The following is a 23869-nucleotide window of genomic DNA, read 5'->3' as shown; positions in this document are numbered from 1 at the left end:
CCTGCAGGGGCACACATGCATCACGACAAGGCAATTCTCGTTTTAGGCGCAGGCGAACTCGGCATGGCTGTGCTGCGCAATCTCGTTCGACGCGTGGGCAAAGTGCCGGGCGTTGCCATTTCGGTACTGCTGCGTCCGTCGACTATCGCATCCGCGAATCCCGACAAACATAAGGATATCGAATCATTGCGCGAACTCGGCGTTGATATCGTGCCAGGCGATCTCGCCGCGCAGTCCGTTGCTGCACTAGCCGATATCTTCGCCCGCTTCGATACCGTCGTTTCGTGCACCGGTTTCGTGGGCGGTCCGGGCGTACAGATGAAGATCGCACGGGCTGTATTGGAAGCGGGTGTTCAACGGTACTTCCCGTGGCAATTCGGCGTGGACTACGACGTGATTGGCAAAGGCAGCGCGCAGGATCTGTTCGACGAGCAACTGGACGTGCGGGCGCTCCTGCGCTCGCAGGAGAAGACCGAATGGGTCATCGTGTCGACGGGGATGTTTATGAGCTTCCTGTTCGAACCGATTTTTGGTGTCGTGAATCTAAAGGAAAACAGCGTGCACGCCCTGGGTAGCTGGGAAAATGCGGTAACGGTGACGACGTCGGAGGACATCGGGGCATTGACGGCAGAGATTCTGCTCTCGGAGCCGCGAATCGTGAATCAGGTCGTGCACGTAGCGGGCGATACGGTGACTTATCGCCGACTTGCGGATGCGCTCGACACGCTGTTGAACGTCAAACTGCATCGCACGGAATGGAGCGTACCGGCGTTGAAACAGGAGTTGGCTGAAGCGCCAGACGCCCCGATCCGCAAATACCGGGTCGTCTTTGCCGAAGGACGCGGCGTGGCATGGGACAAAGAGAGTACGTTCAATGCGCAGCGCGGCCTTGTCGTTCAGGGGATGGGAGACTGGATGAATCAAAATCTTCGTACCGTCTAGCGCCGGTCAGCGCCGGATGGGTGTCAGCCAGTCCGCCAGATATCCATGGAATGAATTCATAAACCTAATTTTCATCAATTTGCCGGATCGATGGGGAATCGATAAGCTGCGTCCACACACTGCCCTTCGTGGCATCACAGTCAACGTCCTCCCCAGCCGGTGTCATCATGCAAGCCAACACGTTCAAGGTCCGCGTCGATAGCATTCGCGACGAAGCTCACGGTATTCGTTCGTTTCGCATCGCACGCGTCGATGGAAAGCCATTCGAGATTTATGAGCCTGGTGCGCATATCGACGTCACCGCGCCGTCCGGCGTCACCCGACAATATTCGCTGTGCGGCGACCCGGCGTTCAGCGATTTCCAGCTCTTCGCCGTCAAACGGGAACCCGAATCGCGCGGCGGCTCCCGCTCACTGCACGACGACGTAGGCATCGGCTGCGAACTGCTGGTCGGACAGCCGCGCAATCTCTTTCGCCTGGACACCGAAGCACGCGCGCATGTGCTGGTTGGTGCAGGCATCGGCATCACGCCGCTGCTGTCGATGGCATACCGGCTGGCAGCGCGCTCCGAACCGTTCGTACTGCATTACTTCGCGCGTAGCGAAGCGCATGCGGCCTTTCTCCCCGTGCTCTCGCAGGCGCCGTTCGCGTCTCATGTGCGATTTCATTTCGGCGTCGGCAGCGGCGATCTGGGGGCCGCGTTGCGCGAATGTCTGGATGGCGTGCAAGACGGCACCCACATCTATACCTGCGGCCCGGCTCCGTTCATGGACGAAGTCGTGGCCGTCGGCGAGTCCATGCCCGCCGTCACGCAAGTGCATCTGGAGCGTTTCGGCGCCGATCCCGCCGCCGTGGATATGGGCGCGGCGCAAGGCGAATTCGACGTCAAAGTGGCGAGCAGCGGCCAGGTCGTGCGCGTCGGAAAAGATCAGACGATTGTCGATGCGCTCGCCGCCATCGGCATCGAAATCGATACGTCGTGCGGCGAAGGTGTGTGCGGCACCTGCATGATCGACGTGGTCGAAGGCGATCCAGACCATCGCGACCACTGCCTGAGCAAGGCCGAACGCGCCGGAAACAAGGTTATTTGCTGCTGCGTTTCTCGCTCGCGCTCGCCCGTGCTGATCCTGGACGTTTGACGGCAGGTTTCTTTCTGGCAGTGGCGCTCGTGCTAACGCCAGCGCCCGCCGGCCCAGCAAAGCGACGCATGATATTCATCAGCAGGTCGCGCATCCAGGCAATCCCTTCATCCTCGTGAAAGTGCTCGTGCCAGTGCATCGTCACCGCAGCCGAGGGGATGGGTACGGGCAATTCGAAAATCTCAAACCCGCCGCCTCGCGCCAGCAGTTCGGCCAGACGGCGCGGCAAGGTCGCAATGAGGTCCGTCACGGCCAGCACGCCCGGTAGCGCGACGAAGTGTGGCACTTCCAGCCCGATGTTGCGCGCCACGCCCTTCGATCGCAGCGCGTCGTCGATGGCGTGATGGCTATGCTCGACCGAGCGGATCAGGACGTGCGAGCCTTCCACGAACTCCGCGAGCGTGAGCTTGTGGCGCTTCGCCATTTCGGGCCGACGTCGGCGCACGCAGACATAGCCCTCCTCGAACAGCACTTGATGGCGCGTGCGCGACGTCAATTCCGGCAGATTGCCAATCGCGAAGTCGAGCTTGCGCGATCGCAGCGCCTCCTCGATCTGGCCGACCGGTTGCGGCTCGATACAAATCTTGATGCGCGGCGCGAGCCGCTTCACCTCCTCGCAGATCGACGGCAAATAGGCCATTTCGCCGGCATCGGATAAGGACAGCCTGAACGCCCGCGTGCTCACCTGCGGCTCGAAACGCTCCGCATACCTAAGCGCCTCGCGCACCGAATCGAGTGCGCGCGCAACGATCACGGCCAGTTCCTGCGAGATCGGCGTGGGTTGCATGCCGTGCCGCGTTCTGACAAACAACGGGTCGTCGAATAAGGCGCGCAGACGCGCTAGCGAATAACTCATCGCGGGCTGCGAAAGCGCGAGCCGTTCGCCCGCCTTCGTCAGGCTCTGCTCTTCGACGATTGCGAGGAAGACCCGCAGCAGGTTCAGGTCGACGCCATCGAGCGTTTGCATGTGATATCCATCTGATTTATGTATCGACTAATTTTAGATCAATTTGACGCATGACACGAGCGCGACGACACTCCCAGTACGTGCTCTTCATCCGCGCGACTTACGCATATAACCCCGCATACAACCCCGCATTTACCTCGATACCCTCACAATCATGAGCGAAACCTGGCAAAGCATCGACACGAGCTCGCTGCACGGCCTCGCAGAGGCCGACCGCATCGCGCCGTCTCTCTACTACGATCCGGCGCTGTTCGAAGCCGAACTCGAACGCATCTTCTACAAGACGTGGATCTGGGTGGCGCACGAAAGCGAGCTGCCTAATCCCGGCGATTTCCGCACCACCACCATCGGCCGCCAGCCGGTGATCGTCGTGCGTGACAAGACGGGCGCCATCAATGTCCTGCAAAACCGCTGCCGCCATCGCGGCGCGACGGTATGTGAAGAGCACAAGGGCAACGCGAAAGGCTTCACGTGTCCCTATCACAGTTGGTCCTACGCGCTCGACGGGACGCTGCGCGCGCTGCCCTATGGCGACGGCTACGAAGGCGTTTGCGAAAAGGGCGATCTGCCGCTGGAAAAGCTGCGTGTCGGCGTTTATCAGGGCCTGATTTTCGCGAGCTTCAATGCGGAAATCGAACCGCTCGAAGACTTCCTCGGCGGTGCGAAGCCATGGATCGATCTGTTCATGAAACAAGGCGCGGGTTATCCGGTCAAGGCGAACGGCGAACATAAATTCCGCTTCAAGGGTAACTGGAAGATCCAGCTCGAAAACACGACCGATCTCTATCACTTCCCGGTCGTGCACAAGTCGTGGCTCAAGTCGATCGACGAAGAAACCACGGCGGTCATCACGAGCTTCATGACCAGCGATCAGGCTTTCTGCCGCTCGCTTGGCAACGGCCATAGCCTCGCCGTGCTCGTGCCCGAACTCGTCGATCTCGATCAGGATGACGGTGCGCCGCTGCCCGAGCGTTTCGACGATCTCGCCGCGCAACTCGCCGAAAAGCACTCGCCCGAAGAGGTGCGCCGTATCGTGCGCTCGCTCATGGGCGTGGGCTTCAATCTCAACCTGTTCCCCAATCTCGCGCTGTCGATGGCGTTCTTTCGCGTCCTGCGGCCGATCTCTGCCGACGAGACTGAAATTCGTCACGTTGCGCTCGCCATGAATGGCGGTCCCGAAGAAGCCAATCGCGTGCGCCTGCGTATCCACGAACACTTCCAGGGCCCGTTCGGTTTCGGCAGCCCCGATGATGCGGAAGCGTGGGAGCGCGTGCAGCGCGGCTCCCATGCGGGTGCCAATACACCGATTCTCGTCAATCGCGGCCTGAATCGCGAAACCACCGCACCCAATGGCGAAAAAACCGCGCACGCAACCGACGAGACCGGCATGCGCGAAGCTTATGCGCAATGGCGCAAGATGATGGAGGCATGATGGACGACCGCAACAAGCTGATGTCGCAGGATACGTTTTCACGCGCGGTTCGCTTCATCTGGCGCGAGGCCGAAATGCTCGATCGCCGCGAATATCGCGAGTGGCTCCAGTTGTGGGACACCAAAGGCTTTTACGTCGTGCCGATCGACCCGGCCACGACCGATTTCGCCGCGACGCTGAACTACGCCTATGACGATCAGGAAATGCGCGAGAAGCGCGTGGAGCGCATGACATCGGGCTACTCCGCTTCCGCGTCGGACGCGGCGCGCACGGTGCGCACGGTGTCGCGCTTTACGCTGGCGAGCGACGAAGCGAATGTCGTCGAAGTGCAATCGGCGCAGATCATCGTGGCCTACAAGCGCTCCGTGCCGACGATTTTCGCCGCGGATTTGACGCATCGAATCCGCTTCGACGGCGACGAGCCGCGCCTCGCGCAGAAAGTCATCCGGTTGATCGATTCGACGGATGCACTGAACGCTATTGGCTTCCTGCTTTAAAGCCCTGTTTAAACCCTAATGGTCCCGATCCCGCATTGGGACCCTCTCACTTCCGGTTTATCTTATGCCCACGCTTGAAGTGTATTTGCCTTCGGGTCACGCCGAGGCGTGCAAAGCTGCGCTGATCGGCCAGCTCACGCAAGCCACGGTCGGCGCCATCGGCGCGCCGGCGGAATCGGTCCGCATCCTGTTGAGCGAGCTTCCCGCCAGCGATTACGGCATTGGCGGTCGGGCTGCATCCGAAGGCACACCGCCCTCGCTGCCCGTCATCATCGCCGTCCTGATAGCGGGCCGCACCGATGAACAGAAACGTGCGCTTATTCAAGCGCTATCCGAAACGAGCGCCAGCGTTCTGGATACGCCGATCGACTGCACACGCGTGATGATCAAGGACATTCCGAATACGGATTTTGGTCTTGGCGGAAAAACGGCGAAATCGCTGGGCCGCTGAATTCCGCCGACACGTCAATTCGCTGCCGTGACGCCAGCAAGCGGTAACCAGAAGCGGCATTCGAGCCCGCCCGCCGTCACCGGAAGCGCACGAATCACGCCACCGTGCCGCGCGATGATGCTTTTGCAGAGCGACAAGCCAATGCCGTTTCCCGTCTCCTTCGACGAAGAAAATCCGTCGAAGAGGCGCTCGTGCCCTTCCGAAATACCCGGACCGTTATCGCGTACGAAAACGAGTGCCTGGCCTTCATTCATGCAAGCGCCGATGGTCAATGCCTTTTGCGCGCTTTCCGCCGAAGCCAGCGCGTCGATCGCGTTGAATGCCAGATTCAGCACGACCTGGCCGATCAGTACGCGCTCGCATTCGATCAAAAGCGGTGCGTCGGATAGTTCGACATGAACGTTCACATTGGCCTCGCGCGCACGCAATTGCACGAACCATGCGGCTTCGGAAAGAATCGTGCGCAAATCCACGACCGCAATATTCGGGTCGCGCCGCGCGACATATTCCCGAACGCTTTTTATAATCGTCGCGGCGTGCTCGGCCTGGCGATCCGCCGCGCGCAAACCCCAGATCACCGATTCAAGCGGGGCCGCGTTCGAAAGCCGCTGGATCGCCCCTTCCACAAAATTGCGGATTGCCGCCACCGGCTGACTCAGTTCGTGCGCAATCGCCATGGCCATTTCGCCCATGGCGTTGTAACGACCTGCGTATTCAAGCAAGCGGGCTTCGGCACGACGCGCCTCTTCGGTTCGCACCACGTCGGTGACATCGCGAAAGTGAATCAGCACGCCGCGCAAATCGTCTTCGAGTTCGATGTGCCTGCACGTCAGGCGCAACCAGTGCTCGCCATCGGCGCTTCGATAACGGCATGGGATGGACGGTCCATCGGTGGGCGCCTGCGCGAGTTGCTGCAAGAGGCGCTGCGCCTCCTCATCGCCGATGTGATCGACGATTGCGCCTGGCGCGTCGCCCGCAGCGAGATCCAGCAGACGCCTGCCCGACTCGCTGATGTACTGGATTTCAGCGGCTTCGTTGAGCAGCGCGACGCCTTCGCCAAGATCCTGCATGAATTCGCGCAGCCGCGTTTCGTGCGCGCGCAGCTTGCGTTTGATGCCTTCTTCCGCACTGATGTCGCGAAACTGAACCATCACGACATCGCGCTCTTCCAGGTGAACCGTGGTGGCAATCGCCTCGGAAAGCATGTCGCTGCCGGTCCTCGATCGGTAACACCATTCATAGACCTGCGGGCCTTCCGTCGCCGAGCGGTTCATCGCCGCAATCGCCAATGCGCGATCGTATTTGGGCTCGGGCCGCGTCATGTCGCCCGCCTTCAGCGGAATCAATTCGTCCACGCTAAAGCCTAGCGCTTCACATGCGGCCCGGTTGGCCCAGACGATGGCTTTGCTTTGCGCGTCATGCAGCAGTACGCAAAGGGTCAACGCATCGAGCAGACGATGGAAATCGGCTTCTACCAGGGACGTCATATGCACAGTTCTCTTAAAAGAGCCGCATCGCTCATTCGAAACGATATCACCGGCCCTTCGTCGTTGGAACCTGAAGATTTCTTTAGAGAGCCACAGGATTTCACCCATTTTTCGAGTCTGCGCCCCAATTGCTGGCCTTTTTTGGTGTTTCTAGACTGAGCTACAAATCCAGCCACCTGGCGCCCTACCCTTCAGGAGACACTTCATGCGTGCTACCGCGACCGCTATTGCGCCGCAGACCGGCCATCACCCGGCTTCGCTGCAGGCCGATTCCAACGACGATCTGACGTTGGACGAGCTTGTCGAGGTCATCGTTGCGCGCCGTGACGAATTCGAACGGCTCTCGCATGTGCCGCGCGATGTGATCGACATGTTCAAGCGCGCGGGAATCTACCGGGCCGCCACGCCGAAACGCTTCGGCGGCGACGCCCGGCCGCCCGCCGAATTTCTGCGCATGATCGAGCGCATCGCGACCGCCGACGGCTCCGCCGCGTGGGTCGCGAGTTTCGGCTCGGCGAATATCTACCTCGCCGCGCTGCCCCTTGAAACGCAGGCGAAAATTTACGCAAGCGGCCCCGATCAGGCGTTCGGCGCCGGTCTCTTCCCGGTCCAGAAAGTGCAGCCCGCCGAAGGCGGCGGCTGGCTCGTCGAAGGCACGTGGAAGTTCGCGAGCGGTTGCAAGGGCGCGGACTGGCTGGGCGTGGGCATCGATACCGGCGCAAAAGACGGCGGCGCGCCGGGCAAACCTCGCACGGCCGTCTTTCGCGCAGCCGACATCGAAATTGTCGAGAACTGGAGCGTCGTGGGCATGCAGGGCACCGGCAGTCACGATCTGCGCCTCAAAGGCAATGTGGTCTCCGACGAATGGACCTTCGTGCGCGGCGGTCCGGCAACCGTCGATGAACCGCTTTACCGCTATCCGACCGTCGCTTACGCGGCGCAGGTGCTGGCTGTCGTGAACCTGGGACTCGCGCGCGCCGCACTCGACGTTGCCAACCAGATGTCGGGCGGCCGCCGCACGACGACCGGCGCGCCGCAACTCGCGGACCGCGCGTATTACCGCATCGAACTGGCCAAGGCGGAAGCGCAGTTGCGCTCCGCGCGCGCGTTTTTCTACGAGGCCACGGAAAGCGTGTGGGAATCGATTGCCGCTGGCAACAACGCTACGCCCGACCAGGTGAGCCTGCTGCGTCTTGCGGCCACCCAGGTCGCACGCGAAGGCGCCGACGTCGTCATGCGCGCCTATCGCCTGGGCGGCACGATGGCGATCTATCGCACGCACCCGCTCCAGCGCATTCTGCGCGATGCGATCGTCGTCACGCAACACGCGTTTCTTGCGGAAGGCAATTACGACGGCGCGGGTGCGGTATTCGTCGGCGTGCCGCCGATTCCGGGCTATCTATAACGCGCGCATTAATCACATCGCCAATTTACTTCGAACTACCAAGGACATATTCAATGAACACTGCGACCAGACTTCCCCTGCGCGTACTCTTTTGCTGCGGCGTCACGCAGAACTTCTTCGACCTGCCGCGCGAGCAGATCGGTACGGTATGGCAGGCCTACGGCAGAATGCTGTCCGCCATCGAAGCAATGGAAGGCGTACGCGTGCTCGGCATCATGGACGACGACCGCCTCACTGTCGGCCAGTCGGACGGCGCGCCGTGGACCTTCTATATCATGGCCGACGTGGTGGACTTCGACACCGTCACCGCCGTGTGCAATCTCTATCGCACAACAGCAGTCGGCGAATACAACCTCTGGCGTTACGGCAAGATCGAAGCGCGCGTCGGGCGCGAACTGGTCGTGCCGCCCGCTGCCAACGTGTGAGACCGTGAGAGCCAATGAAATGAGCGACTCTGACGCGCGCATCGCAGCACTTGAAACACGACTGGCCGATCTCGAAGCGGAACGCGCCGTGCGCTACACGTTCATGCGCTACATGGCGCTGTGCGACGTGCCCGCGACCATGCTCGATGGCGAATCGCTGGACGCGCTTTTCACTGAAGACGCAATCTGGGAAGGCGTCGGCACGCACTATGCGCACACCTTTGGACGATTGATTGGCCGTATGCAGATCGTCGCCATGCTTTCACGCTATTTGCCGCCTACGCCACATTTCACAACCAACGTTCATTTCGTCACCTCCGAAACCATTCGCATAGATGGCAAACACGCGACGGGGCGCTGGATCATGATGCAGGCGTCCGGCTATGTCGATGGCAGCGCGGAGTTGATCGGCGCGCGACTCGTGATCGATTTCGTGCCATCGACAAACGGCCACGACTGGCTGATTGCGCATTTCCGCACCGAGCGCCTGTTCGATGCACCGTGGTCGGTCAATCCACGCGCCGCCCTTCTTCCGCCAGATCAGGAACTGTCAGCATGAGCGCTTTGCTTCAGCAATTTTCATTGGGCGGCCATGGCGCCACGAGTCCCACTATCGTCATCAAGGACTCGATCGATATCGCAGGCTTCCGAACCACCGCCGCGAGCCGCGCGCTGGCCGATGTCGCCCCGGCACCGCGCCACGCCGAAGTGGTTCAACGCCTGCTCGATCACGGCTGGCATATCGTTGGCAAAGCCAATATGCACGAACTGGCTTTCGGCATGACGGGGCTCAACGCATACACCGGAACGCCGATTAACCCGCAGGACGCTACGCGTATTCCTGGTGGTTCTTCCAGCGGCTCCGCCGCAGCGGTCGGCGATCATATGGCCGATGCCGCGCTTGGCACTGACACGGGCGGATCGATACGTGGCCCGGCCGCATGTTGCGGCGTCATCGGGCTGAAGCCTACTTTCGGGCGCGTGTCGCGAATCGGCGCGGCCCCCGCGCACAGCACGCTGGATTGCGTCGGGCCGTTCGCACGCGACATCCGCACGATTGTGCTGGTCATGTCTGCTATCTGCAGGGATTTCGATCACCATATCGCCGAAGGCGCAGTTAGTGTAGCGCGCGTTGGCATCGTGCGGGCCGAGGCTCGGCGAGACATTTCGGAAGCCATTGAACTGGCCGTGCGCAAAGCGGACTTCACACCGGCATTCCTCGACCTGCCCGGACTTACCGACGCATTCACCGCCGGCCTGTCGATTATCAATCGCGAAACTTCGGCCGCGTTTGGACAGCTAGTCGAAACGGGCCACCTTCAACCCGATCTCGAAGCACGATTGCGCGCGGCGGCCAATACCAGCGATCTGGACGTAGAAAACGCGGAGCGTGTGAGAACGCGCTTTACCCAGGCGGTGGATCAAGCGCTGGAGGCCGTGGACGTTCTGGTAATGCCAACGCTGCCGGACTTTCCGATCACGCTCGAACAGGCGCGCAACGGGACATCGGTTATTGCCATGTCGTCGCTTATCCGGCCATTCAATCTGAGCGGACATCCGGCGTTGTCGCTGCCGGTCCCCGTTCGTGGGACGACGTTGAAAGCGGGTCTGCAAATTATCGGCCGCCATGGAGCGGACGAACTCGTCTGTGCCGTAGCCTCCCGCATCGAAGCGGCATTGTCCGTATAGTCGTTGCATGAACAACGACGCCTAAAATTTTCTGGAGTCAATCCGTATGACAACAAGAGTCGCCGTCGTGACGGGCGCAGCCCGAGGGCTAGGCGCCACCATTGCCGCGAAATTCCATGCGGCAGGCTACCGCGTCGTATTGGCCGACCTCGCGCTCGACGCGGCGCGCGAAGTCGCCGCGTCGCTTAGTCCCGATGGAACGAGCGCATTTGCGGTGCCGCTCGATGTCACCTCTAAATCGGACTTCGACAGCGCGCTGAAAACCGTCGTTGCCCGTTGGGGCCAGGTAGACGCGCTCATCAACAACGCCGGTGCGTCCAAAGTCGTCCCCGTGATGGAAATCACGGGCGAACAATTCGATCAGGTCATCAACGTCAACCTGAAAAGCGTGCTGTTCGGCTGCCAGGTTTTCGGCCAGTATTTTGCCGATCGAGGCGAAGGGCGCATCGTGAATATCGCTTCTCTGGCGGGGCAAAATGGCGGCTCCGCAACCGGCGCGCACTACGCTGCTGCCAAGGGCGGCACGCTGACACTGACCAAAGTGTTCGCGCGCGACCTCGCCGCCAAAGGCGTGACCGTGAATGCCATCTCGCCAGGCCCGCTGGATTTGCCCATCGTTCATGAGAGCGTGCCTGCGGACAAGCTCGACAAGGTGATTGCGGGCATTCCGGTCGGGCGGCTGGGCAACGCGGAATATGTCGCCGATGTGGCGATTCTGCTGGCATCCGGGCAAGCTTATTTTGCAAATGGCGCGTGCTGGGACGTGAACGGCGGCCTTTACATGCGCTAATTATTTCGCCAAACGCCTTCGATTAAACCTTCTGATCGCCTTCGTCCGGATTCCACACAGCGACCACGTCGCGCACGAGCATCGCAATCGACTCGGCCCCGAGTTTATCCTTGATGCTCGCGCGATGCACATCGACCGTCTTCACACTGATCGACAGATCGGCGGCGATCCGCTTGCTGCCCTTTCCATCGATCACGCCGTGCAATACCTCTTTCTCGCGAGCCGTCAACGACTCGATTCTCTGCCGCAGTTCACTGCGCTTCATCCCGACAACATGACGCTGGCCCGCAATCTTGAGCGCGCGCTGGACCCGGTCCAGCATCTGCTGTGAGTTATAGGGCTTTTCCACGAAATCGATCGCGCCGTTCTGCATCGCGCGAACCGACATAGGGATATCGCCGTGTCCACTCACAAAAATAATCGGCAACGTTGCACCGCGACGGTTCAATTCGAACTGGACATCAAAGCCACTACGCTCGGGCATGCGAACGTCGAGAATCAAACACGCCGGGATCTTTGCATCGAATGCGGCGAGAAATTCCGCCGCGCTGCCGAACCCCTGCGATTGAATTCCCACCGAGTCGAGCAGCCACGCCAGCGAGGTACGCATGCCACTATCGTCGTCCACGATATAAACGACCTGAGCAGGGACCGTCATCCGCTCTCTCCACAAAAATTTAATGCGGCTTCGACCCGCGTGACTGACACATCCGACAATTGCGTTGCAGGCGTAGAAAATACCTCCCGCTGCTGCACTATCGTATCCGATCAAAATCTGCCAGCAAACCAGGTATTGCGCTTAGGTGATGCTTGCCATGAGCGGCGCGCCACGCTGAAGAAATCTTTAGATCGATGCGTGCAAGCGCTTATGGCGCAGGCATTCGTGCCGATACATTTCAAAATTCGCGTGCCCTAATCTGAATGCATCGCTCACACCTGTTTCCGGAACCGACGTATGCCCCAAACATCCCGCAACGTACCCACGCCCGACGATGACCCACGCGCCAACTTCCGGCAAGCCATGGCGCACCTCCCGGCGGCTGTCAATGTGATCACGACAGATGGACCTTTCGGCCGCTGCGGTATCACGGCCAGCGCAGTCTGCTCCGTCACCGACACGCCGCCCACGGTGCTGGTTTGCCTGAACAGATCGAGCGCGATGCATTCGACGTTCGAGGGCAACCGGCGCGTCTGCATTAACGTGCTGCCCGGCGAGCACGAAGACCTGGCGAAACATTTTGCGGGCATCACGAAGCTGCCGATGGATGAGCGCTTCGCCCTGCCGGGCTGGGCCGAGGGAGATTCCGATGTGCCCGTTCTGCGCGACGCGCTTGCGAGCATCGAGGGCAACATCGTGGAGATGAAGGAAGTCGGGTCGCATTCGGTTATGTTTGTGGAAGCCACCCGCATACGCGTGCGTAGCGACGGAGACGGGCTGGTTTACTTCAGCCGGAATTTCCATCGGATTGCGCGCCCGGCGGCGGCTTGATTGCTCGATAGACGGCACGAAAAAAGCGCCCATACGGGCGCTTTCCTGTCGCGCGCTTCAGGGTGTCAAGCGCGCTTGTGTAATGCACCGTCGAATTCCGGTGCAAGACCCAGATGATCGAGCAGCGCGCCGAACGATTGCACCCTCCGATGCACGTAATCGGCCACATCGACATCGGCGTAATCGTAGAATCCCTTGCGTGTCCGCAGACCGTCGCGGCCTTGCTCCATATTGTCGATGACGGCCTGCGCCGGTTCGAAGCGCGGCGCAATTTCCCGCGCGAGATAGTGCGAAGCGTAGAAGAGAATATCGCAACCGCCCCAATCGATGAATTCGAGCAGCCCCAGCACCGCGAAGCGCAGCCCGAATCCCGTGCGTATTGCCGTGTCGATGTCCTCCGCGCTTGCCACGCCCTCTTCGACCATGCGCGCCGCTTCGTTCATCGCGAGCGCCTGAATGCGCGGCACGATATAGCCCGCGGATGGCGTGCAGACAATCGGCCGCTTCCCGATGCGCATGAGCAATTCCGTCGTGAGCGCGACGGCATCGGCGTCAGTCGCGTCGCTGCGGCTGACTTCAACGAGCGGAATCAGGTGCGCGGGATTGAGCCAATGCGCGTTGATGATTCGCCCTGGGCGCGCGCTGAACGCCTGCAATTGCGTGACCAGGAATGTCGAGGTAGTCGAAGCAATGACGGCGCGCTCGCCGATCGTGCTTTCCATCCACCGCAATGCTTCGGCTTTGACGTCCAGCACTTCGGGCACGGCCTCGAATACCAGCGTCGCCTCGCGCAATGCCGCCGCGCCATTTTCACGGCTGACGAATTCGATGCGCGCCAGCACTCGCCCCGCCTGATCGGCAGTCAAACGTCCCAACGCGGTGAGCGATTTCAATTGATCCGCGATCGACTCGCGCGACTTCTGCACAAACGCATCGTGCTCCGCGCTCGTTCGCACCTTGAAATCCACCAGCGTCGCGCGCAACCCCGCGAACGCGAGGGCCAGCGCGATGCCCTGGCCCATACGTCCCGCGCCCACTGTATGTACGCGTTCGATGCCTTGTGCCACGTGCGCCACGTGTGCCGCGCTCACGTGCGCACCCCGCTATGGAGCAGCGCGCGCAATTCCGTTCGCGGCAATGACGCAAGCCCCAAGGCTTCCAGCGTGCGGCCCTGCGCGTACAGGTCTCGTCCCGTCACCACGCTTCCCAGAGAAAGCAGGCCCTGCGCAACCGGCGTCGGCACACCCGCATAACGCCCACACGAAACGATGAAAGAGAGTCCGAGCCGCGTGTCCTCCAGCATATAGCGATGAGTCTGCAAATCGATCTTTTCGCGCCAGTCGCCGCTATCGGTGAGTTTGCCGTGCGCGCCGCGTCCATACATCCATTCGTCGCCTTCGCTCGCATAATGATCGGCGAGCGGGAAATGCGGCGCGCCATAACCCAGCGCCTCGCGTACCCCCATACGCTCGGCGTCGAGCGCATTCGTCACGCGGCGAATCGACGGCTGCGTGCCTTCGTTATGAATATCCCAGCTCTCGAAGTGTTCGAGCGGCCCTGCGTTCATCAGAATAAGCGGCGGGTGAATAACGGGACCGGCGTTCATCAACGCACCGGACAGTGCATCCTCGATAGGCTCGATCGCCGGATAAGCGCTTTCGAGAATGTCGAAAGCCCAGTTTCCTGCGTTCGCGGGAAATATCCCTGTCGGCAGGCGCGTTGCGTAGGCGCTAATCACGACGCGATTCGCACCGTGCGTACGCACCAGATAGGGAAGTGTGCCGGTTTCGGCGATCGCTACACGGCTGCGATTGCCTGCGGCAGCGAGCGCATCGGCAAACACCATGCTGCCGAAAGTGCCGGGCGGCAGGTAGAGCACCTGGCCGTCCGTCAACAGCGGCGCCAGTTGCGCGGCAAGCGGCGCGTGCGTGATGGCAGGCAGCGGAATCACGATCAATTGCGCACCGTCCACCGCGTGAGCGAGATCATCGACGATACAAATCGCGCCGGGCGTACGCGCCGACGCAAGCGGCACGCGGCGGGTGCCGCGCCAATCGTGCACTTCCAGCTCACCGAGCGCGCCCAGCTTTTTCGCGGCTTCGCGATCGCGCCGCCACCAGCTCACTTCATGCCCTTTTTCAAGCATGTCGATAGCCGCAGCGTGGCATCCATGCCCACCACCCAGAACGCAGACTTTCATTGTTATTTCTCCTGTTTCGCGCATCCAGCGCCTCGATTGCATGAATGGGGCACGCGAACCGGGGAAATACAACCGTCCCAATTCGCGCGCTGACGGGAATGAAATTACGCGCCACTCGCTGCCATGTCGCTTCAATTCGCGCAACTTCGGTAAAAATCCGGCAAGCCCTGGTTGCGAACGCTTTTTTTCTCGCCGATCATTGAACCCACTAGCACAACGAATCGAAGAGACCAGTCCATGACTTCCGCGATATCCCGCATGAACGCCAATCTGCTTCACGCCACGCATGCGCGCGCCGATGTCGAACGCACGGTCGCGCGTCTGCTTGGCCCGCACAGCATGCAAGCGCAGGGACGTGAGCCGCTAAACGCCGAGCTTTACGACGTCGCCCTCGCACATGGCGGCCTCGCGGAACTGAGCTATGGACGTGCAACGCGTATCGATTTCGCGGGTAATGCGGGGCAATTCCTGTTTCGCCTCACGCTCGCGGGCGCGTGCGAATTAAGTTCCGGTCGGGAACATGCGGCGGTCACGCGGGGCGCGATCAGCGTCTCATCGCCCGCTCGAGCGAGTCGCATTGAAACGAGCAGCGACTGCCGCAGCCTGTTGCTGCGCATCGAGCGCAACGCACTGGAACACAAGCTCGCGGACCTGCTGCAAGCGACGCCGCGCGCGCCATTGCGCTTTGAAATGAGCGTGAATGCCGCGCATCGCGGCGCCGGCGTCGTGCGCGAGACGCTAGGCCATCTGCATCGGATGCACGCACAATGCGATGGTGCGAGCACCGCAACGCTGTTTGGCGGCGATCTCACGCAATGGCTCATGACGATGCTGCTCACGCAGCTTCCGCACTCGTATAGCGACGCGCTCATGCGCTGCGACACGCGCACGCCCTTGCCCGCCCATGTGCGCCGCGCGCGCGACCATATCGACGCGCATCTCGACACACCGCTCACGCTCGCCGTTCTAGCGCGCGTGGCGGGCGTCTCGCCACGCACCTTGCAGAATGGCTTTGCACAATTCGTCGGCCAGTCGCCCGCTGCCTATGTACGCGAACGGCGGCTCGAAGCCGTGCACGCCAGGCTCACGCGGGAACCACAGGCCAGCGTCGCGCAAACGATGCTTGCCTGCGGCGTGCAGAGCTTTGGGCATTTCACCAAGGCCTATGTGCGCCGCTACGGTCACGCACCTTCGGTCACGCGCGGACGCATCGCATGAGCCACGCTACCAACGAGGCCACATCTGCATCCAGCCCATCGGGCGTATCGGGCGTATCGCCGTCGCATTCCGCCGCGCTACGCGTGCAGGATCTCGACCTCAATCTGCTGAAGACGTTCCGCGCCGTATATCAGGAAAAACATGTGGGACGCGCGGCGTTGAGCCTGGGCGTGACGCAGCCTTCGGTCAGCTACGCATTGGGGCGGCTGCGCCTCATGTTTCGCGACGCATTGTTCGTGCGAACGGGACTTGGCGTGGAGCCGACACCGCGCGCTCGGCGTCTCGCGGCCTCGGTCGACAAGGCGCTCGCGATCCTTCAGGACGTGCTGGACGATGGCGCGAGCTTCACGCCCGAGACGACCCAGCGCGTGTTTCGCCTGCATATGAACGATTTCGCGGCGAGCGCCTGCTTGCCCACGTTACTGGGGGCGCTGGACGCGCGTGCTCCTGGCGCCGTCGTGGAAACGCTGCATCTGGATGAGCAACAGCTCAATATCGCATTGGAAGCGGGAAAAATCGATTTCGCAATCGGCCATTTCAATCAGGCCTCCGAACATTTTCAGCGTACGGAATTGCTGAGCGAACGCTGCGTGCTGATTCTCTCCGAAGCCGCGAATCGCCGGCTCGGTCTGGTACACGACTTCGTGCTCGACGCGCGGGCGCCCGCTGGCCTGCGTCTTGTCGCCGTGATGTCACATCCGCAGTCAATGACGCTGCTGGAGCGCCACGAACTCATGCCTCGTGTGCGTGCGTCGCTGCCGGATTTTCTTGTGCTGCCTTCGCTTCTGCGAGGCGCCGATTATGCGGCCATCGTGCCGCGCACCATCGCGCTCAGCTTCGCGGCGCAGCACCCCTGCGCGATCCACGAAATCGCCGATGCGCCAAGCTGGAGCGTGAACGCCTACTGGCACAGGCGTTTCGATGTCGATCCGGGCCATCGCTGGCTGCGCGCGCTGCTGGTGGAACTATTCGGCATCGGCGAGCGCGAGCCATTCGATACGTGGCTCGCGTCGCCGTGCACCAATGTTGGCGATGCTGGCGACGTGAGCGACCTGGACGACTAGAACGATACGAGCATGCCCGCCACGAGCGAACTCGCCGTGGCGCCGGCCTTCGCCACCGCCACGCCGCCGCCGCCCGCACCGTTGATCGTGAAAGCTGCCTGGCTGCCGTTACGCACCATCGCCGCGCCCGCGTAGAGCACCGTGCGCTTCGATAGCGGATAGTCTAAGCGCAGCGCGTAAGAGTCGGCGTTGCCGTCGCTGTCGCCGGTCTTGCGATAGTGGCCGTAGCTGGCGAGCAGCTTCGCACGCCCGAGCGGCACCGTGGCGTCGATTTCGTAGACGTCGTGATGCGGATAGGCGCTCAGCGAATCGACAGCCGTCTGTACGTCAGGGCCGCCGCGGTGACGCAAATACAATCCTGCGAGTTTGGCCCAGCCAAAATCATACGACGCACCCGCCACCAGATAATTTCCCTGCGCCGTGGGACTTTCCGTATTCAGAGAGGCCGCCGCGACCGGGCTGAATTTCTGTTCCATCCACGCGACGTCCAACGACACCGGGCCACGCGCGTAATTGAGGCCCGCGCCATAACTGTCGCCGAGCGTCGCCGGCTGACCATTCGCGCCGTTGGCGCCACGCGCCGCGATGGCGCGCAGCATGAAGCCATTCCATTGCGCCGAAGTCAGACGCACGGCGTTGTGTACGCGCAGATAAGCGGGCCCGACGAAGTTATTGGTTGCATTGCCCCATTCGAGACCCGCGCCATAACCCGGCAGCGCGTAGGTGACCAGCACGGTGTGCAGAATCGTATAAAGCTCGCCAAGCTGCATCCCTCCGTAAGGGCTCGTGAGGCCCACCCAAGCCTCGCGGCCAAACATTGCGCCGTTGTTCGAAAAAGCACCATTCGCCGAGTTAAATCCATTCTCGAGCTTGAAAATCGCCGCGTAGCCACCGCCGAGATCTTCGATCCCCTTCATGCCCCATTCGGTCGCGAACAGATTGCCAGTTCCCATGCGTACAACATGGTTCGGGCCGAAGTTCGTATATTCGAGCGAGGTGTCGATGCGACCATACAGGGTAATGCTCGATTGCGCGAGGGCGACGGCTGGAAGAAGAAAAGCTGCGCCGCATGCCACGCGCGAAATGCGTTGGAGAGAGTGAGGTTTCATCTGTGTCTTTATTGAATGATCCGAAATCATCGCCACCGAACCGGCTGGCATTTATCTGCATTGCGTAGCGAGTCTAAGAAGACCAAATTACCGGGTCGATTAAACGCTCTCTATAACGCTTATAGACACCATACGCAGATTGACGCGAATCCCTTTCCCACAAGCACTTGCACGCGTTTCATTGATGCTCCTATGGGTGTTTTCTTTACCCTGCCGGGGGAAACTCACTATCGATCGAGTGGCACTCCCCATTTGTAATGGGATTTTGGCTGGATACATTGCTGTCGTTTGCCTATACCGTTCGCGTGCCTCGCCGCAGCGGACACCTTAAAGTCCCCTTGGAGAAATCGTATGAACACTACTGCGGCCGCCGCTCGTCCCGGCCGAGCCAACGCCTACGCGTGGTATGTCGTGATCGTCTGCATGCTCGCGTATGTGTTTTCCTTTATCGATCGCCAGGTGCTCGTGCTCATGATCGAACCGATCAAACGCGACCTGATGCTTAGCGATACGCAATTCAGCCTGCTTAGCGGCTTCGCATTCTCTTTGTTTTATGCCTTCATGGGACTGCCGATTGCCTTTCTCGCCGATCGCCATGCACGGCCGCGCCTGATTTCCGTGGGCATCGCGATCTGGAGCGTCGCAACGGCTGCATGCGGGGTCAGCCAGAACTTCGTGCAGATGTTTGTTTCGCGCATGGCCGTGGGTGTCGGCGAGGCCGCGCTTTCACCCGCCGCCTATTCGATGCTCGCGGACTATTTCTCGAAGGAAAAACTGGGGCGCGCGATTGCGGTGTATTCGCTCGGCTCGTTTATCGGCGGCGGTGTGGCGTTTCTCGTCGGCGGTTATGTGATTGCGCTACTCAAGCACGCGTCCGCGTTCGCAGTGCCGCTGTTCGGGCAGATTCATCCGTGGCAAATGACGTTCTTCATCGTAGGCCTGCCCGGCCTTGTCGTCGCGCTGCTGGTGCTGCTCACCGTGCGCGATCCGCAACGCAAGGGACTCGCGCAGGATGGCAGCGGCACCGCCGCGCGGATGACGACTGCGGATGCCCTGCGCTTTGTGTTCCGGCATCGCGCCACGTTCGGCTGTCACTACTTCGGTTTCTCTTTCTACGCGATGACCTTGTTCTCGCTGATGAGCTGGACGCCCGCGTTCTATATTCGCCATTTCGGCCTTACGCCCGTCCAGGCGGGTTACACGCTCGGCACGGTGCTGCTGGTGGCGAATACCGCCGGGGTGTTTTGTGGCGGCTGGTTCAACGACTGGTTGCTGAGGCGCGGCTATCAGGACGCGCCGATGCGCGCAAGTTGCATTGGCGCTGCGTGCATGCTCGTGCCGGCTGCACTGTTCACGCAGATCCCCGATCTTCACGGCTCGCTTGCCGTGCTGGTCGTTGCGATGTTCTTCGCGTCGTTCCCGATGCCGACTTCCACCGCCGCGATGCAGACACTCGCGCCGAATCAGCTTCGTGCGCAGATTTCAGCGCTGTTCCTGCTGGTTCAAAATCTGCTCGCTCTGGGACTGGGCACAACGATCGTTGCACTGTTCACCGATAAGGTTTTTGCTTCACCGCTTGCCGTTGGACATTCGGTGTCGATCGTGAATGGCTGCGCGGCGTCGCTGGCAGTCGTGCTGCTCGGTGTCGGCTGCCGGCATTACCGTAACTCGCTTGCGCGCGAGCAAACCGGAGCGGATAGAGCCAAGGATCGAGTTGTCGACACCGCGAAGCTCGGTGCAATAACGCAGTAAGTCGACAATTCAGAAAGGAAAGCGCCGTGTTTTGACGGCGCTTTTTTGTGCATCAAACAGGGATTAGCGCTTACATCACGCGCGTACGTATCTGGATTTTTAGTTCTGTCAGTTGCGCCTTCGGCTGGATCAAGGTGTCGTGCAACTGATCCGCCTGCACGATCAATTGATTGATCGAAGCACGCGCCTGACTCGCCACTTCGCGTGAGAGCTTGCGTACGGCCGCGTGAACGGCTTGTTTCAAAGCGCCATGAAGCCGCCGATAGCCCACGCCAACGACTTCACGCGCGCAAGTCTCCGAGTCGCCCATTTCAATCGCGATATCCTCGAAGCCAGCGCTGACGTCCAGATCCAGAACCGTCAGCCCTTTTTCGTGAGAGACATCGTAGTCGGAGAAGAACTCGCGCACGCAACAAGGAAAAGCCTCATCAATCGCGCCAGTGACGGCGCGAGTGACTCCAGTCACATCGCGTTCACTTGCGTGCGAATCGAGAATTTCCGGCAAAACCGCCAAAACACGCTGGCAGATAGCGTCGATCAATAGCGTCTGCTGCGCTTCAATTTTATTTACGGTATGCTGTGCGGACGCACGCGTTTTCGCCAGCAAAGGAAACACGCTGGCATGCAGCGTATCCAGCACATTTTCCTCCAGATGATGCAGGGCGATTTCCGCGCGCTTGCGCCGCTTGTAGTCGAGCGCCGGGCCGGATATCTCAAGCAGTGCCGTGAAGAGGCGCTCAAAACCCGCCTCGCGCATACCGGGCGGCGTCGCTCCCTTCACACGCGCCATATGCACTGACACGGATACCGGCGGCTTTAACAACGCGCCAGTTACGCCCATCGCGGCGAGCTTCTGCTGTGCGCGCGTCTGCACATCGGCTTCCTGTAGCGCGCGTCGTGCTTCGGACTTGTTGCACAAGCGCCTGACAAACTCGCCATCGACTTCATCTTCCTCGTATTCGTCGCTGCGCGTCACGACCGGCAGCAGAGGCTTGTTACGATGAAGCTCGCGGCTTAGATCGTCGAGTTCCTGCACCTGGCCCGGCGAGGTCGAACTCGTCAGCCAGATCACCCCATCGGCGCTTTCGATGAAGCGCTGGGTAAGCGCGGCGTTCTCCGGCACGACCGAATGCAGTCCCGGCGTATCGATCAGCACGAGCTTGTCGCCGAGACACACGCCTTGCAAACGAGCCGTCGTTTCCGTCGCGCCTTCCTCGAAGGCTGCCGATGTCTCCACGACGCGTCCGGCTTCGACGTGAAAATAACGCACCGTCTTGCCTTGCGCTACAAAACGCCCGGCGATGAAATTGCAGAATGCGCTTTTTCCCGCGTTGAACTTGCCGAACACGAGCAACATGACTCGCTGGTCGAATAGGTCCGAGAGAAACTGCACCGCTTCGAGCGACGCCCAAGGTTGCGCGCACGCGCGCGCATGAGTGTGCAGCACGGCGTCGATCCCCACAGCCTCACGCGCAAGCGTGCTGTGACCGTGCAAACCGTCCGTACAGAATCGGTGCGACTGGAGACTTCCGCGCAGATTATCGAGCCACACCTCAAGCGCTTCCAGCACGTCTCCGACATTTCGCTCGCCAAATTCGAACGCATCGATTTCAGCAATGAAGCGCTGTTCGTCGCTCACGTCCATTTTCATGTACTGGCAATCAGAGTATTGAGTGCATCAAGGGCGCTGTCCGCTGCCGATAACGCCGCGTCCACATCGATAATGCGTTGCGAGAGTGCCTTGCGGCCAACGGATAACTCGTAGTAGTGGGTAAAGTCGCGCTGCATGCGCTCACGGCCCGGCGCTTCGCAAAACATTCTGCGCAGGTCCTTGCGAAATTTCACCGAAATTCCCAGCACGGCAATCATCACTGAATTGATGCTGCTCGCGGCGGTGCGTTGTTCCGACGGCAATTCGATGATGCCGTGACCCGCCAGAAAGCCGTCTATGGCAATGCAGGCGCGCGAATACGCGATCTGGAGGTGTGCGCGTTCGCGCTTGCCCGCCGTGCTCGCATATCGGTCTTTCGCGCTGTCCGGCACGATGGCGTGATCGGTGCCGAGCGCGTTCAACATGGCTTCGATATCGACGCCCGCCTTCCCGATTACGACTTTCAGGCCGCGATCGAAATCCGCACGCTGTCGCTGTTGAGACGCGCGCAGCGTGTCCAGCAATGCCGCTTGTGCGGCGCGATGCTCGCTCAACGCCGCACGGATTCCATCCGACAGTCGCGCAGCTTCATGCGCCCGCGCCTGAGGCACACGATCGAGCGCGTTGCGCACCGACGCCAGCAGAGCGGGAATACCGCTTCTTTCCACGAGCAGCGACTTGCCGCCTTCCTGTCCCTTACGATGGCGCGTGGAGGAAACGGCACGCCACACCACTTCCTTGCATTGTGCCGCCAGTGCCGCGTGAACCCAATCAAGTTCTTCGTCATCAGCAAGTTGATCGGCTTGCGTGAGCACGAAGAAAGTCTGCCGTGCACTGCGTTCGTCATCGTCGAGCAGATCGGCAAGCAATGCACGCTCACGTGCATCGAGTTCGCCCTCCTTCGCTGCGTGCACGAACAGGCGGATATCCGCGTGCAGCCATACGGCTTCGAACGCATGACGGTCATCCTCGCTGCCCACATCGGCATCGAGGCCCGGCGCGTCGAGCCAGCGCACGCCCTGTTGAACGCTGTGCGCAAGCACCACGGTTTCGCGCTTGTCCGAAACGGCAAAGGCCTGCTGACCGAGCAATTCGTTCAGCAGGCTGCTTTTGCCGTGATTGTATTTGCCGACCACCGTGACGACGGGCACGCCGCCATCGGCGATCAGTTGCAGCCGCGCCAGATCGTCGGCGCGATCGGGCAGTACAGCATGAATCTCGCGCGCGGCTTGCCCGCGCAGGTCGCTGGACACCATTGTCTCCTCATGTTCGAACGACGGCGTGTCATGCGCACGCCGCCGTCTCTTCAAGCGTCAAGCCGTAGCCGCAGCGCGCAGACGATTGACGATCTGATTGTCCTTGCCTTGAACGAACGGCGTGAGCGTGACATTGAATTCGATCGACCTGTATGCATCGTCCTTGAGGCCGAGCTCCGCGCCGCCGGTTTTCTCGACGACGTGCGGGATCAGTTCCTCGCGCGTGGCGTAGGCAAAATCATCCCAGATCAGCGGATCGCCTTCGATATTGAACTGCGTCGTGAGCTTGCGATGGCTGTCACTGGTGACGAAGAAGTGTACATGCGCCGGGCGATTGCCGTGACGGCCCAGGCTGTTGAGCAGTTGCTGCGTCGCGCCATGCGGCGGGCAGCCGTAGCCCACGGGCATGAGCGTACGGAATTCGTAGGTGCCGTCAGCACCCGTCTTGACCGCGCCGCGCAGGTTGAAATCGGTTTGCGCACCGGTTGGATCGAAGTGCGAATAAAAGCCTTTCGAATTGGCGTGCCAGCATTCGACCACGGCATTCGCAACGGGTTTTCCGTCCGCCCCTGTCACGGTGCCGTGAATCACGAGCGGGCCAGCATCTGCATCGGCGTTGATGTCGATTTTACTCACGCCTTCGCGCACGGGCGCGCCCGCCACGTACAACGGGCCTTCGATGGTACGCGGCGTGCCGCCGTCCAGACCCACGGCCTTGTCTTCCGCATCCATGCGGATATCGAGGTATTTTTCCAGACCGAGGCCCGCTGCAAGCAGCGCCGCTTCGCCATCCTGGCCCAGCTTGTTCAGGTAATTGACGCCGGCCCAGATTTCATCGGGCGTGATGTCGAGATCGTCGATCGCCTTGAACAGATCGCCCAGCAGGCGATAAACGATCTGCTGGAA

The 23869-nt window shown here is 60.9% G+C and carries 23 protein-coding genes; 14 read left to right on the top strand and 9 right to left on the bottom strand.

The genetic code is table 11. The features are described 5' to 3' along the window. The first annotated feature begins 15 nt into the window (after nucleotides 1–15). Together B0G62_RS24415 and B0G62_RS24410 are read left to right on the top strand one after the other, a co-directional pair. Entirely contained in the window at nucleotides 16–942 is a 927-nt protein-coding gene (locus B0G62_RS24415; protein WP_103706786.1) for an aromatic alcohol reductase, read from the top strand. A gap of 167 nt (nucleotides 943–1109) precedes the next feature. Beyond that, complete coding sequence (locus B0G62_RS24410) at nucleotides 1110–2081, top strand: PDR/VanB family oxidoreductase (protein WP_103706785.1); 972 nt, start codon at nucleotides 1110–1112, stop codon at nucleotides 2079–2081. On the opposite strand, the gene B0G62_RS24405 is transcribed toward B0G62_RS24410, so the two are convergent. Continuing rightward, nucleotides 2026–3048 carry a LysR family transcriptional regulator gene (locus tag B0G62_RS24405; protein WP_103706784.1) on the bottom strand — a complete coding sequence of 341 codons (1023 nt, stop codon included), beginning with the start codon at nucleotides 3046–3048 and terminating at the stop codon, nucleotides 2026–2028. The two genes, B0G62_RS24410 and B0G62_RS24405, sit on opposite strands and share 56 nt — an antisense overlap. Nucleotides 3049–3202: 154 nt before the next feature. On the opposite strand from B0G62_RS24405, the gene B0G62_RS24400 reads away from it, so the two are divergent. The 3 genes from B0G62_RS24400 (at nucleotide 3203) to B0G62_RS24390 (ending at nucleotide 5428) form a co-directional block, all read left to right on the top strand. Then, complete coding sequence (locus B0G62_RS24400; RefSeq protein ID WP_103706783.1) at nucleotides 3203–4480, top strand: aromatic ring-hydroxylating oxygenase subunit alpha; 1278 nt, start codon at nucleotides 3203–3205, stop codon at nucleotides 4478–4480. After that, on the top strand, nucleotides 4477–4977 hold the full coding sequence (locus B0G62_RS24395) for an aromatic-ring-hydroxylating dioxygenase subunit beta (protein ID WP_103706782.1): 501 nt from the start codon (nucleotides 4477–4479) through the stop codon (nucleotides 4975–4977). The genes B0G62_RS24400 and B0G62_RS24395 overlap by 4 nt, the downstream gene beginning before the upstream one ends. 64 nt (nucleotides 4978–5041) lie before the next feature. Then, nucleotides 5042–5428 carry a tautomerase family protein gene (locus B0G62_RS24390; protein WP_103706781.1) on the top strand — a complete coding sequence of 129 codons (387 nt, stop codon included), beginning with the start codon at nucleotides 5042–5044 and terminating at the stop codon, nucleotides 5426–5428. Between the two features lie 14 nt (nucleotides 5429–5442). Here B0G62_RS24390 and B0G62_RS24385 read toward each other — a convergent pair whose 3' ends face one another. Then, nucleotides 5443–6915, bottom strand: coding sequence for a PAS domain-containing sensor histidine kinase (locus B0G62_RS24385; RefSeq protein WP_103706780.1), 1473 nt, complete (start codon nucleotides 6913–6915; stop codon nucleotides 5443–5445). A gap of 205 nt (nucleotides 6916–7120) precedes the next feature. On the opposite strand from B0G62_RS24385, the gene B0G62_RS24380 reads away from it, so the two are divergent. From B0G62_RS24380 to B0G62_RS24360, 5 genes are read left to right on the top strand one after another with little or no spacing between them, the layout of a single operon-like run. After that, nucleotides 7121–8320, top strand: coding sequence for an acyl-CoA dehydrogenase family protein (locus B0G62_RS24380; RefSeq protein ID WP_103706779.1), 1200 nt, complete (start codon nucleotides 7121–7123; stop codon nucleotides 8318–8320). A gap of 53 nt (nucleotides 8321–8373) precedes the next feature. Beyond that, a complete protein-coding gene (locus B0G62_RS24375) occupies nucleotides 8374–8745 on the top strand; it encodes a hypothetical protein (protein WP_103706778.1) in 372 nt (123 codons plus the stop codon). Nucleotides 8746–8764: 19 nt separating this feature from the next. Continuing rightward, a complete protein-coding gene (locus tag B0G62_RS24370) occupies nucleotides 8765–9304 on the top strand; it encodes a nuclear transport factor 2 family protein (protein ID WP_103706777.1) in 540 nt (179 codons plus the stop codon). Next, complete coding sequence (locus B0G62_RS24365) at nucleotides 9301–10434, top strand: amidase (RefSeq protein WP_103706776.1); 1134 nt, start codon at nucleotides 9301–9303, stop codon at nucleotides 10432–10434. Before B0G62_RS24370 ends, B0G62_RS24365 begins: the two co-directional genes overlap by 4 nt. A gap of 46 nt (nucleotides 10435–10480) precedes the next feature. Then, complete coding sequence (locus B0G62_RS24360) at nucleotides 10481–11224, top strand: SDR family NAD(P)-dependent oxidoreductase (protein ID WP_103706775.1); 744 nt, start codon at nucleotides 10481–10483, stop codon at nucleotides 11222–11224. Nucleotides 11225–11246: 22 nt separating this feature from the next. Here B0G62_RS24360 and B0G62_RS24355 read toward each other — a convergent pair whose 3' ends face one another. Next, nucleotides 11247–11882, bottom strand: a complete 636-nt coding sequence (locus B0G62_RS24355) for a response regulator transcription factor (RefSeq protein ID WP_103706774.1) — start codon at nucleotides 11880–11882, stop codon at nucleotides 11247–11249. 297 nt (nucleotides 11883–12179) lie between these two features. Here B0G62_RS24355 and hpaC point away from each other — a divergent pair, with 297 nt between their 5' ends. Beyond that, nucleotides 12180–12713 (top strand): 4-hydroxyphenylacetate 3-monooxygenase, reductase component, encoded by a 534-nt coding sequence (hpaC, locus tag B0G62_RS24350; protein ID WP_103706773.1) that lies wholly within the window; start codon nucleotides 12180–12182, stop codon nucleotides 12711–12713. A 65-nt stretch (nucleotides 12714–12778) separates the two neighbouring features. On the opposite strand, the gene B0G62_RS24345 is transcribed toward hpaC, so the two are convergent. Then, nucleotides 12779–13804, bottom strand: coding sequence for a 3-hydroxybutyryl-CoA dehydrogenase (locus tag B0G62_RS24345; protein WP_279629765.1), 1026 nt, complete (start codon nucleotides 13802–13804; stop codon nucleotides 12779–12781). Beyond that, nucleotides 13801–14913, bottom strand: coding sequence for an NAD/NADP-dependent octopine/nopaline dehydrogenase family protein (locus B0G62_RS24340; RefSeq protein ID WP_103706772.1), 1113 nt, complete (start codon nucleotides 14911–14913; stop codon nucleotides 13801–13803). Before B0G62_RS24340 ends, B0G62_RS24345 begins: the two co-directional genes overlap by 4 nt. 237 nt (nucleotides 14914–15150) lie before the next feature. Between B0G62_RS24340 and B0G62_RS24335 the strand changes: the two genes are divergently transcribed. Both B0G62_RS24335 and B0G62_RS24330 read left to right on the top strand, forming a co-directional pair. Then, entirely contained in the window at nucleotides 15151–16131 is a 981-nt protein-coding gene (locus tag B0G62_RS24335; RefSeq protein ID WP_103706771.1) for an AraC-like ligand-binding domain-containing protein, read from the top strand. Continuing rightward, complete coding sequence (locus tag B0G62_RS24330) at nucleotides 16128–17195, top strand: LysR family transcriptional regulator (protein ID WP_103706770.1); 1068 nt, start codon at nucleotides 16128–16130, stop codon at nucleotides 17193–17195. Before B0G62_RS24335 ends, B0G62_RS24330 begins: the two co-directional genes overlap by 4 nt. Here the strand turns inward: B0G62_RS24330 and B0G62_RS24325 are convergent. After that, nucleotides 17192–18304, bottom strand: a complete 1113-nt coding sequence (locus B0G62_RS24325) for a porin (protein WP_103706881.1) — start codon at nucleotides 18302–18304, stop codon at nucleotides 17192–17194. The genes B0G62_RS24330 and B0G62_RS24325 overlap by 4 nt on opposite strands. A gap of 351 nt (nucleotides 18305–18655) precedes the next feature. Here B0G62_RS24325 and B0G62_RS24320 point away from each other — a divergent pair, with 351 nt between their 5' ends. After that, on the top strand, nucleotides 18656–20056 hold the full coding sequence (locus B0G62_RS24320) for a spinster family MFS transporter (protein WP_103706769.1): 1401 nt from the start codon (nucleotides 18656–18658) through the stop codon (nucleotides 20054–20056). 70 nt (nucleotides 20057–20126) lie between these two features. On the opposite strand, the gene B0G62_RS24315 is transcribed toward B0G62_RS24320, so the two are convergent. The 3 genes from B0G62_RS24315 to catA form a co-directional block, all read right to left on the bottom strand. Next, nucleotides 20127–21701: a dynamin family protein gene (locus B0G62_RS24315; RefSeq protein ID WP_244193362.1), complete on the bottom strand. Its 1575-nt coding sequence runs from the start codon at nucleotides 21699–21701 to the stop codon at nucleotides 20127–20129. Nucleotides 21702–21703: 2 nt separating this feature from the next. Further along, the gene (locus B0G62_RS24310; protein ID WP_103706767.1) at nucleotides 21704–22963 is read right to left on the bottom strand and encodes a GTPase; all 1260 of its coding nucleotides are present in this window, start codon (nucleotides 22961–22963) and stop codon (nucleotides 21704–21706) included. A gap of 57 nt (nucleotides 22964–23020) precedes the next feature. Further along, nucleotides 23021–23869, bottom strand: an 849-nt coding sequence (gene catA / locus B0G62_RS24305) for a catechol 1,2-dioxygenase (RefSeq protein ID WP_103706766.1), incomplete at its 5' end; no start/stop codon positions are given.

Source organism: Paraburkholderia eburnea, from assembly GCF_002917095.1.
Classification (GTDB): domain Bacteria; phylum Pseudomonadota; class Gammaproteobacteria; order Burkholderiales; family Burkholderiaceae; genus Paraburkholderia; species Paraburkholderia eburnea.
This window is presented reverse-complemented; position numbering and strand designations above follow the sequence as displayed.

Coding starts and splice junctions, on each gene's coding strand:
- B0G62_RS24415 (WP_103706786.1), top strand. CDS start 16: ATGCATCACGACAAGGCAATTCTCGTTTTAGGCGCAGGCGAACTCGGC.
- B0G62_RS24410 (WP_103706785.1), top strand. CDS start 1,110: ATGCAAGCCAACACGTTCAAGGTCCGCGTCGATAGCATTCGCGACGAA.
- B0G62_RS24405 (WP_103706784.1), bottom strand. CDS start 3,048: ATGCAAACGCTCGATGGCGTCGACCTGAACCTGCTGCGGGTCTTCCTC.
- B0G62_RS24400 (WP_103706783.1), top strand. CDS start 3,203: ATGAGCGAAACCTGGCAAAGCATCGACACGAGCTCGCTGCACGGCCTC.
- B0G62_RS24395 (WP_103706782.1), top strand. CDS start 4,477: ATGATGGACGACCGCAACAAGCTGATGTCGCAGGATACGTTTTCACGC.
- B0G62_RS24390 (WP_103706781.1), top strand. CDS start 5,042: ATGCCCACGCTTGAAGTGTATTTGCCTTCGGGTCACGCCGAGGCGTGC.
- B0G62_RS24385 (WP_103706780.1), bottom strand. CDS start 6,915: ATGACGTCCCTGGTAGAAGCCGATTTCCATCGTCTGCTCGATGCGTTG.
- B0G62_RS24380 (WP_103706779.1), top strand. CDS start 7,121: ATGCGTGCTACCGCGACCGCTATTGCGCCGCAGACCGGCCATCACCCG.
- B0G62_RS24375 (WP_103706778.1), top strand. CDS start 8,374: ATGAACACTGCGACCAGACTTCCCCTGCGCGTACTCTTTTGCTGCGGC.
- B0G62_RS24370 (WP_103706777.1), top strand. CDS start 8,765: ATGAGCGACTCTGACGCGCGCATCGCAGCACTTGAAACACGACTGGCC.
- B0G62_RS24365 (WP_103706776.1), top strand. CDS start 9,301: ATGAGCGCTTTGCTTCAGCAATTTTCATTGGGCGGCCATGGCGCCACG.
- B0G62_RS24360 (WP_103706775.1), top strand. CDS start 10,481: ATGACAACAAGAGTCGCCGTCGTGACGGGCGCAGCCCGAGGGCTAGGC.
- B0G62_RS24355 (WP_103706774.1), bottom strand. CDS start 11,882: ATGACGGTCCCTGCTCAGGTCGTTTATATCGTGGACGACGATAGTGGC.
- hpaC (WP_103706773.1), top strand. CDS start 12,180: ATGCCCCAAACATCCCGCAACGTACCCACGCCCGACGATGACCCACGC.
- B0G62_RS24340 (WP_103706772.1), bottom strand. CDS start 14,913: ATGAAAGTCTGCGTTCTGGGTGGTGGGCATGGATGCCACGCTGCGGCT.
- B0G62_RS24335 (WP_103706771.1), top strand. CDS start 15,151: ATGACTTCCGCGATATCCCGCATGAACGCCAATCTGCTTCACGCCACG.
- B0G62_RS24330 (WP_103706770.1), top strand. CDS start 16,128: ATGAGCCACGCTACCAACGAGGCCACATCTGCATCCAGCCCATCGGGC.
- B0G62_RS24325 (WP_103706881.1), bottom strand. CDS start 18,304: ATGAAACCTCACTCTCTCCAACGCATTTCGCGCGTGGCATGCGGCGCA.
- B0G62_RS24320 (WP_103706769.1), top strand. CDS start 18,656: ATGAACACTACTGCGGCCGCCGCTCGTCCCGGCCGAGCCAACGCCTAC.
- B0G62_RS24315 (WP_244193362.1), bottom strand. CDS start 21,701: ATGGACGTGAGCGACGAACAGCGCTTCATTGCTGAAATCGATGCGTTC.
- B0G62_RS24310 (WP_103706767.1), bottom strand. CDS start 22,963: ATGGTGTCCAGCGACCTGCGCGGGCAAGCCGCGCGCGAGATTCATGCT.